16 protein-coding genes and 1 riboswitch are annotated in these 14,125 nt (G+C 40.0%); of the genes, 12 read left to right on the top strand and 4 right to left on the bottom strand.

Annotated elements, in window-relative coordinates; genetic code table 11:
• Positions 1–16 precede the first annotated feature (16 nt).
• The 9 genes from fdhF to DOT_RS06720 all read left to right on the top strand — a co-directional run bounded on the left by fdhF (position 17) and on the right by DOT_RS06720 (position 7,911).
• Positions 17–2,698 carry a formate dehydrogenase subunit alpha gene (gene fdhF, locus DOT_RS06760; RefSeq protein WP_009615958.1) on the top strand — a complete coding sequence of 894 codons (2,682 nt, stop codon included), beginning with the start codon at positions 17–19 and terminating at the stop codon, positions 2,696–2,698.
• Positions 2,699–2,813: 115 nt separating this feature from the next.
• The gene (locus tag DOT_RS06755; RefSeq protein WP_009615957.1) at positions 2,814–3,155 is read left to right on the top strand and encodes an iron-sulfur cluster assembly accessory protein; all 342 of its coding nucleotides are present in this window, start codon (positions 2,814–2,816) and stop codon (positions 3,153–3,155) included.
• Positions 3,156–3,309: 154 nt separating this feature from the next.
• A complete protein-coding gene (locus tag DOT_RS06750) occupies positions 3,310–3,486 on the top strand; it encodes a rubredoxin (protein ID WP_009615955.1) in 177 nt (58 codons plus the stop codon).
• A 242-nt stretch (positions 3,487–3,728) separates the two neighbouring features.
• Entirely contained in the window at positions 3,729–4,523 is a 795-nt protein-coding gene (locus DOT_RS06745; protein WP_009615953.1) for a sigma-70 family RNA polymerase sigma factor, read from the top strand.
• A gap of 76 nt (positions 4,524–4,599) precedes the next feature.
• Positions 4,600–5,031: an OsmC family protein gene (locus DOT_RS06740; protein WP_009615951.1), complete on the top strand. Its 432-nt coding sequence runs from the start codon at positions 4,600–4,602 to the stop codon at positions 5,029–5,031.
• Positions 5,032–5,088: 57 nt separating this feature from the next.
• The gene (locus tag DOT_RS06735) at positions 5,089–5,610 is read left to right on the top strand and encodes a DUF3795 domain-containing protein (RefSeq protein WP_009615949.1); all 522 of its coding nucleotides are present in this window, start codon (positions 5,089–5,091) and stop codon (positions 5,608–5,610) included.
• Positions 5,611–5,821: 211 nt separating this feature from the next.
• Positions 5,822–6,499, top strand: coding sequence for a GntR family transcriptional regulator (locus DOT_RS06730; RefSeq protein ID WP_040411460.1), 678 nt, complete (start codon positions 5,822–5,824; stop codon positions 6,497–6,499).
• Between the two features lie 274 nt (positions 6,500–6,773).
• Positions 6,774–7,304 (top strand): chromate transporter, encoded by a 531-nt coding sequence (locus DOT_RS06725; RefSeq protein WP_009615945.1) that lies wholly within the window; start codon positions 6,774–6,776, stop codon positions 7,302–7,304.
• A gap of 43 nt (positions 7,305–7,347) precedes the next feature.
• Complete coding sequence (locus DOT_RS06720; protein ID WP_009615943.1) at positions 7,348–7,911, top strand: chromate transporter; 564 nt, start codon at positions 7,348–7,350, stop codon at positions 7,909–7,911.
• A 21-nt stretch (positions 7,912–7,932) separates the two neighbouring features.
• Here DOT_RS06720 and DOT_RS06715 read toward each other — a convergent pair whose 3' ends face one another.
• Positions 7,933–8,142, bottom strand: coding sequence for a hypothetical protein (locus DOT_RS06715; protein ID WP_009615941.1), 210 nt, complete (start codon positions 8,140–8,142; stop codon positions 7,933–7,935).
• A 71-nt stretch (positions 8,143–8,213) separates the two neighbouring features.
• Positions 8,214–8,552 (bottom strand): hypothetical protein, encoded by a 339-nt coding sequence (locus DOT_RS06710; RefSeq protein ID WP_009615939.1) that lies wholly within the window; start codon positions 8,550–8,552, stop codon positions 8,214–8,216.
• Between the two features lie 182 nt (positions 8,553–8,734).
• On the opposite strand from DOT_RS06710, the gene DOT_RS06705 reads away from it, so the two are divergent.
• Together DOT_RS06705 and DOT_RS28465 are read left to right on the top strand one after the other, a co-directional pair.
• Positions 8,735–9,028, top strand: a complete 294-nt coding sequence (locus DOT_RS06705) for a hypothetical protein (RefSeq protein WP_009615937.1) — start codon at positions 8,735–8,737, stop codon at positions 9,026–9,028.
• Positions 9,029–9,117: 89 nt separating this feature from the next.
• Entirely contained in the window at positions 9,118–9,276 is a 159-nt protein-coding gene (locus DOT_RS28465; protein ID WP_009615935.1) for a DUF1540 domain-containing protein, read from the top strand.
• Between the two features lie 49 nt (positions 9,277–9,325).
• Here the strand turns inward: DOT_RS28465 and DOT_RS06700 are convergent, their stop codons facing one another.
• On the bottom strand, positions 9,326–10,525 hold the full coding sequence (locus DOT_RS06700) for a sodium:proton antiporter (protein ID WP_009615933.1): 1,200 nt from the start codon (positions 10,523–10,525) through the stop codon (positions 9,326–9,328).
• Between the two features lie 437 nt (positions 10,526–10,962).
• Positions 10,963–11,622, bottom strand: a complete 660-nt coding sequence (locus tag DOT_RS06695; RefSeq protein ID WP_009615931.1) for a C40 family peptidase — start codon at positions 11,620–11,622, stop codon at positions 10,963–10,965.
• A 3-nt stretch (positions 11,623–11,625) separates the two neighbouring features.
• Positions 11,626–11,761, bottom strand: a riboswitch (cyclic di-AMP (ydaO/yuaA leader).
• 1,686 nt (positions 11,762–13,447) lie between these two features.
• Between DOT_RS06695 and DOT_RS06685 the strand changes: the two genes are divergently transcribed.
• Positions 13,448–14,086 carry an adenylate kinase gene (locus DOT_RS06685; protein WP_009615926.1) on the top strand — a complete coding sequence of 213 codons (639 nt, stop codon included), beginning with the start codon at positions 13,448–13,450 and terminating at the stop codon, positions 14,084–14,086.
• Positions 14,087–14,125 lie beyond the last annotated feature (39 nt).

Below are 14,125 nucleotides of genomic sequence, written 5' to 3'. Positions count from 1 at the left end.
AAAGGAGTGATACTTTTTGGAGGGGATTACCTTATCAATTGATGGACGTGTTGTAACTGTACCCGAGGGAATGACTGTGCTTGAAGCCTGTCGCATGCATGATATTCCAGTTCCTACGTTGTGCCATGACCCCGAACTCACCTCTGCCGGCGCATGTCGTTTGTGTATCGTTCAAATCGAAGGAATGCGCAATCTCCCCCCTTCTTGCGTAACTAAAGTAACGCAGGGTATGGTGGTGGAAACCCAAAATCCTAAAATTCGAGCAGCACGTAAAACCATTTTAGAACTGTTGGTAGCAAATCATCCCTTAGATTGCATGACGTGCCAAAAATTGGGAGAGTGTGCATTGGCTAAGTATGCCTACGAATATCGTGTAACAGGTGAACTTTATAAAGGGGAGAGACGAACTTTACCGATCGATAGTAGTAATCCCTTCATCCTAAGAGATCCCAACAAATGTATCGCTTGTGGAAAATGTATTCGAGCATGTACTGAGATTCAGGGGAGAAGCGTTCTGGATTTTTCCTCTCGCGGGTTCGATGTCCAAGTAGGACCGGCTTTCAATTTACCCTATCACGAATCGGAGTGTGTTTTCTGCGGCTCATGTGTCTCGGTTTGTCCGGTAGGAGCATTAACCGAAAAACAAATGGTTGGTAAGGGACGTCCTTGGGAGGTCACAAAGGTCCAAACTACATGTCCGTATTGTGGGACAGGCTGTAACTTTGATCTCAATGTTTACGAGGGCAAGGTCATTGGCGTAACCTCTAACCCAAATGCTCCTGTTAATGGCAAGGCTCTTTGCGTCAAAGGACGTTTTGGAATGGATATGATTTATAACCCTAACCGCTTAACTACGCCACTGATTAGAAAAGATGGAGTACTAGTACCTGCAGAGTGGGATGAGGCCTTAGATTTAGTGGCAACGAAGTTCAAGGAGATTAAAGACGCCCACGGAGCGAATTCTCTTGCGGCCTTAAGTTCTGCTCATTGCACTAACGAAGAGAATTACCTCTTGCAAAAATTCATGAGGGCAATCATTGGTACGAATAATATCGATCACTGTGCCAGAGTCTGTCACGCTCCTACAGTGGCAGGGTTGGCTGTTTCCTTCGGTTCTGGGGCATCGACGAACTCTTTCGAGGAAATTCCAGATGCTCAAGTGATGTTTGTTATTGGTGCAAATCCCACAGAAGCCCACCCTGTCGTCGGGACTAAGATGAAACAGGCTCTAGCTAAAGGAGCTAAACTCATTGTTGTAGATCCTCGTCAAATTGAGCTGGCTGAGAGTTCAGACCTTTGGTTAAGACTGCGTCCTGGGACGGATGTTGCGTTATTAAATGGGATCATGAACATTATCCTGGCTAATGGTTGGGAAGATCAAACGTTCATTGCAGAACGTACGGAAGATTTCGATAAATTTAAAGAGAATATTCATAATTATCCACCTGAAGTAGTAAGTGAAATAACAGGAGTGCCTGTCGCCCAGCTTGAGCAGGCGGCCAGGATCTATGCGACCGCTGAAAGAGCCATGATTTTCTATACCCTGGGGATTACAGAACACACTACAGGCACTGATAATGTTATGAGCTTGGCCAACCTTGCTATGTTAACAGGCAATGTGGGTAAAAAGTATTCAGGAGTTAATCCTTTGCGAGGACAAAATAACGTTCAGGGTTCTTGCGACATGGGTGCTTTGCCGGGTGACTACCCAGGTTACCAAAAGGTGGTCAATCCACAGGTCCAAATGAAGTTTGAAGAAGCTTGGGGTGTCTCACTAGACCCTAATGCTGGAATGATGCTTCCAGATATGTTCCCGGCGGCTATTCGCAAAGATTTGCGAGCTATGTATATTATGGGCGAAGATCCGGTGATCACGGACGCTGATGCCAACCATGTGCGCAAAGGGCTCGAGTCCCTTGATTTCTTGGTAGTGCAAGATATTTTTATGTCGGAAACAGCTAAATTAGCAGATGTCGTGTTGCCGGGGGCCAGCTTTGCTGAGAAAACCGGAACCTTTACCAATGCAGAACGACGGGTACAGATGGTCAATCAGGCGATCAAGCCTATTGGCAACGCTAAGCCTGATGCTGAGATCATTTCTGAGCTTGCTAATCGTTTGGGCTATCCGTTTTTATATGACTCCTCGGAACAGATCATGCAGGAAGTTGCAAGGCTTACACCTTTATATGGTGGAATCAGTCACGCGCGTTTAGGGACGCAAGGCTTACAGTGGCCAGTACCGAATGCTGAACACCCGGGGAGCAAGGTTTTACATCAAGAAACATTCTCACGTGGCAAAGGACTCTTTAAGGCGATAGCTTACCAGGAGGCCAATGAACTACCAGATGAAGAGTATCCATTCGTACTCAATACCGGTCGTAAACTTTCACACTATAATGTATTCACACAAAACTCAGAAGCTCTAGAAACTTATTCTCCGGAAGAACTGGCAGAGATTAATCCGTTGGATGCAAAACGGCTCGACTTCGAAGATGGTGAACGAGTAAAAGTGACCTCTCGACGAGGAGAATTGGAAACTAAAATCAGAATCACCGAACGTGTGCCCCAGGGTATGGTCTTTATGACGTTTCACTATAAGGAGACGCCTACCAACGTTTTAACTAATGGAGCCGCTGATAAAGTTTCTAAAACATATGAGTATAAAGCATGTGGCGTAAAAATTACCAAAATCGCGTAATTCCACAGCGAAGAGACTACGAATCATTTTTTTAGACAACAGCTAATTGCCTTGCTAAAAGGAAAAAAGTGTACTAAACTTAAACAATACCCAAAGAAAAGGAGTGATTAGTGGAATGATCAAAATTACAGAACTTGCAGCCCAAAAAATCAAAGAAGTGCTCAAAGCTCAAAATAAAGAAGATGCATTGCTTCGTCTCTATCTTGCAGGGGTTGGCTGCGGTGGACCGAATTTTGGAATGACTTTGGATGAGTCAAAAACAGATGAAGATATTCTTGATCAAGAACATGGTGTTTCGGTAATTATTGATAAAAAACTAATAACTTATTTGGAAGGCGCTGTCGTTGACTATGTTGAGTCAGCTAATGGCGGTGGTTTCGAAATACGTACACCAAAGGCCGATAATGGCGGAAGTTGCGGCGATGGCTGCTGCTCAAGTTGTGGTGGAGGCTGCTAATAAAGGGGTGAAAGAGAGCTCGATGACGAGCTCTCTTTTTAATACTGGTTTCGCCTTCGCCAAGGCTCGGCGAAGCCAGATTTCTTTATTAAACTTACTTTTAATTTGAAGATTTTATTAATTAATGATAAAATTAAATAGGAGGTGGATAGAGATGAGTGAAGAACATAAGATGTGGCAATGTCAAATGGTGAATTGTGGGTACATCTATAATCCTGAAAAGGGTTGTAAAAAGAGTAAAATACCTAAAGATGTCCCCTTTGAAGAGTTGCCGGATACATGGAGATGTCCCTTATGTGGAGTTGGCAAAAAGATGTTTAAACCCTTGTAGTAATCTGTTGAGAGTTTCTATAGAGTTTGAACTTCATAGAATTAGAAGGTGCTCATTGATCAGAATGAGTGCCTTCTTTTGTTCTAATTTATGTGCGTCGAGTCCTATTGCGAAAATATTATTCCATGTTTACCATTTATAAGCATATATGAGATAATCAATAAATAGCCATTTACCTAAGGTAAAAAAAATTTGGCAACGTATTTTGATAAAATATTATAGTACGTTAGGAGAAGTAGCTCGTGGAAGAATTGAACCGAGAATTTGAGACCTTCTATAAAGAATATTACGAAAAACTATTGAGAGCAGCCTTCCGCTTAACAGGAAATAAGGAAGATGCGCAAGATGTAATTCAAGAAGCCTATTTGAATGCTTTTAAAGCCTTTGCTCAGTTTGACCATAATAGTTCATTTGGGACTTGGATCTATAGAATAATGCTGAATTGCTCATACAGATATATGAAAAAGAGAGATAAGCTTCCTATTCAAATATTCACTGCTGAAAGTGGTATATCTGAAACTGAATTTTGGAATTCGATAAAATCTAATGAATCAGTTGAAGATAGTGCCATGGTTGAGGACATTCGTGAAACATGCATCCAATTGTTTCTTGACTGTATCCCTCAAAAGCAGCGGATTGCCTTTACATTAAGGATACTAATGCAGTTGCCGATCAATGAAGTTGCAGAAATTATGAGTCTATCTCAGAGTGCTGTTAAAATTAATGTTTACCGGGCAAAGCAACATTTGAAAAATAACATGGAAGGAGAATGTTCATTCATTAATCCTAAAAGTCCTTGCCAATGTGCAAATTGGGTGAAATATTTGATAGACACAGGGAAAATAGACAACATACCTCGTAACAATTCGGTGAAGAAATGGAGTCCTGCCGATCTGACTTTAATCTCATCTGAAATGGATTTTTTGAGTAAAATAATCAGACTGTACGATAATCAGCCGGAACATACATCCTGTGATGAGTTTATTGTTCGAATCAAAGAGATTATTTCTCAAAAGACTCTAAAAATACTTACATAAAAGTAAGTATTTTTTTGTAACTTTTTACTTCTTTTTGTATCTAAGAGTATAGAAGCCAAAAAGAGGAGGGATTGCTATGAATAACGATCGACTTGAAGTAACAGTAGGCCTAACTAATCAAAAAGTTCAGTTTACCGGGGTATCCAGCTCAAATCTTGACCGTCCAATTACCTTTGACTATTTACCTCCCTTGGGTGATGGACAGGGTTATAGAGGACTTGAGTTATTACTCATGAGTTTTGCTGGGTGTGTAAGCACTGCACTTGTGTATCTATTGAGAAAGAAAAGGCAAAACATTGCCAAGTTCACAGTAAATGCTCAAGGGACAAGAGGGGAACGCTCTTTGTCTATCCAAAAGATTTACCTTGAAGTCATATTAGAATCTAAGGATGTGCAGGATTCGGACATTGAAAGTGCAATTGAGCAAGCTGAGAATTTGTCTCCTGTGTGGACAATGTTAAAAAATAATGTTGAAGTTATTATCGACTATAAAATTATTGTTATCTAATTAAAGCTGAAAAGAACAGGTCGCATTCTCGCGATAGAATTAATGAGGAGGCGTTTTATGAGTCATGTGAGCTTAAAACCAAATATAATGACATCAGCAATATGTGGTCTATTTTGTCCGTCTTGTACGTTATTTATTGCTACTTCAGAGGACTCAGAACGATTAAAAAGACATGCTGCTTTACTAAACCAAACAATTGAAGAGTCACGCTGCGCGGGATGTCGTTCCAAAACTAAAACAAGTTATTGTGAAAATTGTAAGATGGTAGATTGTGCTAAGGAAAAAGGAATTGTATTTTGTGGTGAGTGTAAAGAATATCCGTGTGCTGAGTTAAAAACCTTCCAGGCGCTTAAGCCCCATCGAATTGATTTATGGCAGTCCCAACAAAGAATTAAGGAAGTTGGCTATGAACAATGGTATGAAGAAATGATTAAAGATTACTCATGCCCAGAGTGTCATACAATTAATTCTGCTTACGATATGGCCTGCAGAAAATGCGGAAATACCCCGAGTTGTTCATATGTCAGAATAAATAAGGAAGCAATATTGAACCATATTTCTCCAGTTAGAAAGTCATAACTCTTGGGATGATCGCCCAACTCAACGCTACGATTGACTTAACTAATCGGATTAAGGAGAGCATAGCAAAGGCAGTGGACTTTTTAGTACATTGCCTTTGCTTTAACTATTCTTGGAATACGGTATACCATATTTTCTTGCCTTTATCTCATTTAAGAATTATAATTGTGATGCGAGTGATATCAATAAGAGTTTTAAAAGGAGCAAGAAAGTGGCACATCAGTTTTCACCTATTAAGTTTGATGACATGGGTCATATTCGAGATTCAGTATTTTCGATACTGAGAAATGCTATTCTGGACAAAAAATTGGAACCGGGACAGAGACTCGTGGAACGCAATATTGCCGAACAGCTAGGGGTTAGCAGGACTCCAGTACGCGAAGCGATTCGTAAGCTCGAATTGGAGAGATTGGTAACTCATATCCCACGCAAAGGGGTCATTGTCTCTGGCTTCACTAAGGCAGATATCGTTGAAATACTGCTCATTAGGACATCATTGGAAGCACTCATTTGCAATATTGCAGCGATAAAAATTAAACCCCGAGAGTTAGAACGTCTGGATTTGCTAGCTATGCAGATTTCAGATGAACACAGAAAAGGGAACTTTAAAAAGTCTAACCAATTAAACGATAAGTTTCATGAGATAATCTATAGAGCCGCTGAAAGCCCACGTTTATATGATTTTCTTGATACTCTGAGAGAATATATTGCCAAATTCACTCAAGTTGCTTATTCCAAGCCTGGTCGGCCTGAAGAAGCTTGGGAGGAGCATAAAACGATCATTGAGGCGCTACGAAACCATGATAGCTCCGGAGCGGATGCCGCTGCTAAAAGACATGTAGAAAACTCGAATAAGGCTTTTTTGGAAATGGCTTTTGAGCAGAGATAAAGTTCAAAATGGGCTAATCTGCTCATTGCTTAAAGCCTTTAACTGAGTACGAAGAACTGTCTATACATAACAATCAGATAATAAATTATCCTCTAATATGGTATACGGTATACCATATTAGAGCACGCTTAATCTAAACAGGTGAATTAATTATACTACAGTTCAGTTAGACAGTTGAATTAGGGAGGTGAGTCCCTTATTAATTCAAGATAATAGGGTTTTTGAGGGTAATTATTGATAATCATATATGTTAGAAGGAAGGAGTTTGAAAATAATGCTTTTCACACAACTTTGGGATTTGTTTATTGCCTTCGCTAGAGCCAGTAATCTCGGCTTTGGTGGAGGGCCAGCAGTTATTCCTCTCATAAAAATTGAAGTCGTGGAGAGGTATCATTGGTTGACTAACGCTCAATTTACCGATGCTCTTGCCGTTGGAAATGCTTTGCCTGGTCCAATCGCCACAAAATTACCCGCATATGTAAGTTATCAAGTAGCCGGATGGCTAGGAGTTTTGGTGTCCTTGATTGGTACAATCTTACCCACTGTGCTGGCTGTTATTTTGCTGACGGGTTTTCTGATGAAATATTCCAATTCTCCCATTTTGAAAGGAATGCTCAAGGGAGTGCGACCGGTGGTTGTAGTCTTAATAGCTCAGACAGCATTTGATATGGGTATAGGTACTTTTCCGAATTTAATTACTTGGGGCATTGCTGCGGTAACAGTCGTTTCATTATATTGGTTGAAGCTACATCCTGCACTGATCATCGTATTATCTATGGCCTTCGGACTTTTGGTGTTTAGATGATTTATTGCTCATATAATTCGGTTTTAAAAGAGGAGTTGATATCTTGCTGAAAAAACTCTGGGAGTTATTTATTGCCTTTACGCGTGCTTCAAACCTGGGATTTGGTGGAGGCCCGGCACTCATTCCGCTTATAAAGGCTGAAGCAGTGGATCGATATCAGTGGCTGGACAATGAAGAGTTTGCAGATGCCTTAGCAATCGGCAATGCCTTACCTGGACCTATTGCCACGAAGATGGCGGCGTATATCGGCTATAAGGAAGCGGGTTGGTTGGGAGTATTAGTTGCCTTACTCGGAACAATCGCTCCCACGGTACTTATAGTTGTAATTTTAGGGAGTCTCATCGTGAAATACTCGAATTCCCCAGAACTCAAAGCTATGCTCAAAGCAGTTCGTCCTGTGGTAGTTGTTCTTGTAGCTCAAACCGCTTATGACATGGGGAAGAAATCTTTCCCAAACTACAGTTCTTGGGGAATTGCGATTGTCACTGTAGCATTGCTTTACTTTGTCAATATTCACCCAGCCTTTATTATCATAGCGGCCATGTTGTTTGGATGGGCTGCGTATGGGCGAATAAGGAAAGAAAAAGTCCAAGATTCACAGAAATGATCATCTTGAGCTATGAGTTTCTTAATCGGCATCTTTCTTAAACGTTTGTTCTCCACCGTTCCCAAAAGGGCCGCCAGGCTTGAATGCTTCCATGCTGATTATTTCCATTTGCGCTTCAAGCAGTGCAGTATCAAAGAATTTTTCGATTGTAATATCTAATATATTACACACATAGTTAAGGCGTTGACGCTTTTCATCCGAAATCGGAATTACAAGATATTGAATATTCAAATTAAATCACCTCTAAAATAGAAATTCGAGAGGGAATTTGAAAACCCTGCAAAGAGGGGAATAAAATCATTTTATCCTCTTTTTGCGAATCCAGTTAATGAACCAATGGGTTTTTTAGTATATGCGTCAATGAAGCTTAAACTGTGCGTATCTGAATCAAGTTCCTCTTGATTCAATTCTAATTTGTGGAGCTTAAGTTCAGCATTGAAGGTATCTGTAAAAATAACTGCCCCTAGACCATTGGGCTTAACGGAAATATTTTCAATTGATACACGTAGGTTATCGTCTGTGACTATAAAAAACCATACTTTAGGATAACTGAGCACAAAGTCCATAATTTGCTTCATGTTTGCTTGAGCCTTGGCTTTCATTTGGTTTACTCGTTCTTGTTGCTCGAGAGTACACTGCATTAGGAATTCCTCCTTCATTGTCGGTACCAGGGCTTCGGTTAGCCTCTAGCTTACTTATGCATTTTAGTTCCTATCAACTTTTTACTTGATACAATTATACACGACAACATGTATAATGACAGTGTCGTCATGTATGTTATAATGAAACATCTTTAGAATTAGAATGACAGGAGAGAATATTAATGTTAACCTTAACAGCGAAAATTGAATTTGTGAAATTTCTCAACGAGAAATTCATGGGCAAGAACTTGAAATGCATAGAAGTTAATTGTGTTGTAGAATGCTCTATGGATTTTGGAGTTATAGAATATATTGATGTAGCAGATGATAAGGTTTCTTTATGGGGGGCTGATATGAAAGTGTTTTGGATTAATTTGAACGATATTGTCGCCGTCAATTATAAACCGATTGAGGAAAATGTGTCCTTTATAATTGAAGCCAAGAATGAAGTTGAAGTGCGTTTTACGGTAGAATGAAACCTGAACCCCAACAATTGGAAGACGCAAGTTCGTGATATATGTATTTAGTAAGGGACATAATACATAGTGAAAGGGGGCGAAAAAGTATGGAATCACCAAGTATGAAGGTTAAATGTGGTGTCGAGAACTGTTCTTATAACAAAAACCAGTCTTGCCATGCAGAAGCTTTAGAAGTGAATGCAATGGGTGATGGAGTTGCCAATACAAGCGATGGCACAGCCTGTACAACATTCGAAAATAAATAGACGAGCAACAAGGTAGTCGACATGGCTACCTTGTTTTAATTATACGCTACTACTTGACCTTTTGAATACCAACATTCGGCATGCGTTTGATAAGTCGCCCAATTGTAAGTCCTTGTCCAACCAGAGAGAAAAACACTACCCCGAAGATCAAGCCTACAATAGCTTCTCGTTGCGGGAAGTTTGATGGTAGACTCATGGCAAGGGCAATGGATAGAGATCCCTTTAGCCCTCCCCAGTTAAGGATATGTTTCCAACTAGTCGGCAACTTCGTTCCCATGGTCGAGAGATATACTGCGATACTCCGGGATATAATCGCTACCCCAATAGCAATTATAATATAGCCCCAATATTGATTAATACTGATTTGTTGAATCTCCAGCCCTACCAAATAAAAAATCAGGGAGTTCCCTATAAACGCTATTGTATCCCAAAAAACTTCTATGCTCTGTTGGGTCTTTTCACTCATTCCAATGCTTCTTCCGTAATTACCCAATACTAATCCTGCTGCAACAATAGCAATCACCCCTGAAAAATGAAGTGATTCAGATAAAAAGTATGTGCCATAGAATAATGCAATTGAAAAACTATTTTCCAGGGGATAGTCATCAAAGTGACTCACTACTCTCGAAGCGATAAACCCAAAAACACCTCCAACCAATGCCCCACCTAAAGATACTTTGAGAAATTCATATATCCCAAAACCGATTCCCATCCATCCAGAAGAAGTGATCATGGCATACGAAAAGACAGTTAGCTTAAATAAAACAATGGCAACGCCGTCATTAGCAAGGCTCTCACCTTCCATAGTAATCTCAAGATCTTTGTTTACCCCGAGGCTTTTAAAAATTGAGACGATGCTAACAGGATCAGTCGCCGACATCAATGCACCGAACACCAAAGCTACTTGTATAGGCCAGTGCAGGAGATAAGCGATTAATAACCCAGTGGTAAGGTACGAAATTAAAGTTCCACCTATAGCTAAGGACAAAATAGCGCGAGAATTTTCTCTTATTTTTCGAAACGAAAGCTTGAGGGATGCTTCGCCGATGAGAGCGGGCAAGAAGATGTCTATGACAATATTGCGAAATACATCCTCATCCATGAAATGAAGTTTGAGTTCATTAAATATGGAGAAAGTCCCAACACTGGTTCCTAGCAGAACCAGTGCAATTGGATAGGGGAATTTCATTTTTTTAGCCAAGGCTGTTCCTGCTAAGGCCATCACAAATAACCAAAGAATATAAACCATATTAAAACCTCTCTATTACACAAAAAATACGTTTAGGCTCGAATTTTTGCCTATCCTCCATTTCGCTCTGCTTATATTTGGATAACATTAGCTTTCCATACGTTGAGCAGTATTTCCTGCTACTCGACATTTTTAGTGTTTTTACGACATCCAACATGATCCAGTACACTGTAGCTAATGTTAAACTCCATCTCCTAAAACTTTGCGCTATAGCATTAAAAAATAGTAGTCCATCCCTGATCAAATAGGAATGGACTACAGCGTTATTATATTCCTTTGTTGAGATAAACATTCTTATTAAGACCGATTATATGTTATTGTTAGGTTGCAATGTATTTGCTACTATTCTACAATTTTTAGTAGGCTAAGAGCAATACTTGACTTAAAGAGAGAGCAGCAGCTAAACGCTGTTACTCTCTCTTTCGGGGTTTTGACCGCTAATTATACCGACGGGCTCCAAGATAACGGGCAGCGTAATAGCTATTGCTAAGGTCTGTTATCGTGACGCCAAGACGGGGGTTATCGGCATGTACAAAACGTCCTCCTCCGATGTAAATGCCCACATGAGAGGCTCCTTTAGCATATGTGGAGAAAAATACTAAATCGCCTAACTGAAGCTCATTCTTGCTGACACCAACTCCGGATGTAAATTGATTATAGGATGTACGAGGAAGGGATATACCAGACGCTCTGTAGATATACTGGGTAAATCCTGAACAATCGAATCCCTTTTTAGTTGTACCGCCAAAAACGTAGGGTGTTCCTAACAAACTAAGGGCATGCTCTACAATGGTTGAAGATTCACTGCTTCCGCGCGAGACTTGTTTTCTAGCGGACTCGGTTTTTCTCGCTGTCACCACCTGGATATGTACTGGTTGAGAGCTATTGACTGAAGAGTTGGGGACTGTCTGAACAGTTTGTTGATGCAGGAATGGAGTAATATTAGTAGACGCAATGTCGGACGCTAATACCACTTGTTTCATCACAGGCTGGACAACTGAGGATTGAGAAGTTGGTTGCACTAAGATACTACCTGCCAAAAATATTCCGGCAAGAGTTACTCCAGATAACCTCCATAGTCCTGGAGAAATTTGCATTCTGTTTTCACCTTTCTTAGCTTACGAAGTTAGTTGACGGGTTTGGGCATTAAGGTGTAAGCCCTACGCGTTGATGCACGATTCACCCCACAAGAAAAGTCCCCCGCTCTAGGTAACCTAGATTCAGCTTTATTGTGCATAATTTACTCTTGTAAGTAGAAATTCGACACAATATGCAAATATCCTCCAAATTAATCTATGCAATATATGGTAATTGACTGGAATTAATGCAAATCATTTTCATTTATACTTTAAATTTGCTAACAGCGTGAGTCTTTCCACTAACCTAGCTAGGGCATCTGCAGACCGGCTCACCGATGTCATTGTTGCTAATTGTTCCTGCGACGTAGCTGAAACCTCTTCTGTTCAGTAGTTTCATTCTCTAATTGCGTAATTAATTAGTGTTGGAGGTAAAATAAACACTGCATGTTCTATCTGCATGCTAGTGTTTATTTTTAATATAACTTGCTTAACTCATCAGGCTGAATTGAGTCTGAATGGAATCAGAGAGTTGGCTGAATTTGTTCAGAACTTTTAAGTGGAAGGAAGGAGTACAATCTTGAATAAGTTGGCGGTTTTGTTAAGAATATATTGGAATTTTCATAAATCACAAGAGGCGCTAGTTAAGTTATTTCAAGCTCTTGATCGAAATGATTTGGTCGCAGCTGAGAGATATGAGAATCTATATGTAAATCATGTGAATAAAGCTAATTCGTACGACTGGAGCAAGAACCTTCGAATTTATGAACGATAAAAAATAAAAATTCCGGGATATTACAACCGGGCGCAGTAGGGAATTTTGCAACTAGTTACTTAAGTGCTTTCCCATTATAAGGTTTAACATATTCTTTACATAAAGTTCATGGAAGGGTAACAAATATGGTTTATGATATAAAAAGTATAATAAAACTTGCTAGTAATCGTTCTTTTTATTGAAAAAGTTTTTACAAAGGGATGTGGCATGAGGGTGAAATTAATTATTCTTCTATTGTTGATTGGTATTCTGCCATCCTTATCAAGAGTGTGGCTGTACAGCGAATAATCGCCATAATCAGTTATCATAGACAGTTACCCGTTAATATAGCGGTTAACATAAATCTCTCTTTTTTTCTTCTATCATCCTCCTTCATTCCCCCTCCTAGCGAGGGGGTTTTTTTGTCAATGAAACTCATTAATTTCATAAAACTGAGCAACATTTTAAAACCTCCTTAATTATAATTAGGTTGTTCTTGATTAATGTTCTAATAATGGAATTAGTTCCTGTATTGGAAATTGCTGTTTCGTTAATTATTATAAGGTGTTATCTTTCTAATATTTCTACGCCTGACTTGGGCGAGTTTCATTTATAAACCCTTCACATATTCTACATATATAGGTCACAGAACGGTAACAGGACTAGGTTATTATAAATACAACAAATGATTACCCGCTACTTCAGCGGTTAATATACAGCCTTTTTTCATTCCTTTTCCTTCACTCCCCTCCTTGTGAGGGATTTTTTTTTGCGAAATAATTAGAGCAGTGCAAGGTGGCGTTGAGTTCAGGGGGGGTGATCAATTAATCACATGGTACAGCAAAACAAGCGTGTGAGATTGGAATAGATGCAGGAATATCCTTCCTTTTGTCGAAGAAAATAGACAGAAGGGAGGATATGAAGTAGGAACTACAATTTAGAAGTGATGTTCCAGCTAAATAGATGTTCTTGAGTGCAGTGAGTTCAAAAACTAGTATCAGCAGGACTGCGATCAAAGCTAGAAATAAACTATCGACTAGCGTAATCCGGCTGAAGGCAGCGAGGATTAAGGAAAATGAAGGAGGAAACGATATGAGAATAATATTAATGGGTGGCCCTGGAGCAGGAAAAGGAACACAGGCTAATCCACTTGTCGAACGTTTTAAAATTCCGCACATTTCTACGGGTGATATGTTTAGAGCAGCTATAAAAGAGGGAACGGCAATGGGCCTAAAGGCTAAGTCATTTATGGACGCTGGAGGTTTGGTTCCTGATGAAGTGACCATTGGGATTGTTGAGGAGCGCTTAGCACAACCGGATTGTGCGGCTGGCTTTCTGCTTGATGGATTCCCACGTACACTAGCGCAAGGTAGTGCTTTAGCAGATATTTTAGATCGTCTTGGCATCAAGCTCGATGGTGTTATCAACATTGAAGTCGCGCATGAGGTGTTAATACCTCGCTTAACTGGGCGACGGATATGTCGAACATGTGGAGCATCCTATCACATGGTCTTTAACAAGCCTGAAAAAGAAGGAGTTTGCCAATGTGGTGGAGAGCTTTATCAGCGTTCCGATGACACGATCGAAACAGCCGAGAATCGTTTAAGCGTCTATAATAAGCAAACAGAACCTTTGATTGCATTTTATGAAGAAAAAGGATTAGTTAAGCGCATTAATGGAGATCAACCCATTGATAAGGTATTTCAGGATATCATTCAAGCCTTGGGTTAAACAGATCTTGAGCTCTCACCGGAAATGATATGCTCCCCT

The organism is Desulfosporosinus sp. OT, assembly GCF_000224515.1.
Taxonomy (GTDB): domain Bacteria; phylum Bacillota; class Desulfitobacteriia; order Desulfitobacteriales; family Desulfitobacteriaceae; genus Desulfosporosinus.
Note: the sequence above shows the minus strand (reverse complement) of the source record. Positions and strands in the feature narration are given on the sequence as shown.

Coding starts and splice junctions, on each gene's coding strand:
- DOT_RS06755 (WP_009615957.1), top strand. CDS start 2,814: ATGATCAAAATTACAGAACTTGCAGCCCAAAAAATCAAAGAAGTGCTC.
- DOT_RS06750 (WP_009615955.1), top strand. CDS start 3,310: ATGAGTGAAGAACATAAGATGTGGCAATGTCAAATGGTGAATTGTGGG.
- DOT_RS06740 (WP_009615951.1), top strand. CDS start 4,600: ATGAATAACGATCGACTTGAAGTAACAGTAGGCCTAACTAATCAAAAA.
- DOT_RS06735 (WP_009615949.1), top strand. CDS start 5,089: ATGAGTCATGTGAGCTTAAAACCAAATATAATGACATCAGCAATATGT.
- DOT_RS06725 (WP_009615945.1), top strand. CDS start 6,774: ATGCTTTTCACACAACTTTGGGATTTGTTTATTGCCTTCGCTAGAGCC.
- DOT_RS06710 (WP_009615939.1), bottom strand. CDS start 8,552: ATGCAGTGTACTCTCGAGCAACAAGAACGAGTAAACCAAATGAAAGCC.
- DOT_RS06705 (WP_009615937.1), top strand. CDS start 8,735: ATGTTAACCTTAACAGCGAAAATTGAATTTGTGAAATTTCTCAACGAG.
- DOT_RS28465 (WP_009615935.1), top strand. CDS start 9,118: ATGGAATCACCAAGTATGAAGGTTAAATGTGGTGTCGAGAACTGTTCT.
- DOT_RS06700 (WP_009615933.1), bottom strand. CDS start 10,525: ATGGTTTATATTCTTTGGTTATTTGTGATGGCCTTAGCAGGAACAGCC.
- DOT_RS06695 (WP_009615931.1), bottom strand. CDS start 11,622: ATGCAAATTTCTCCAGGACTATGGAGGTTATCTGGAGTAACTCTTGCC.
- DOT_RS06685 (WP_009615926.1), top strand. CDS start 13,448: ATGAGAATAATATTAATGGGTGGCCCTGGAGCAGGAAAAGGAACACAG.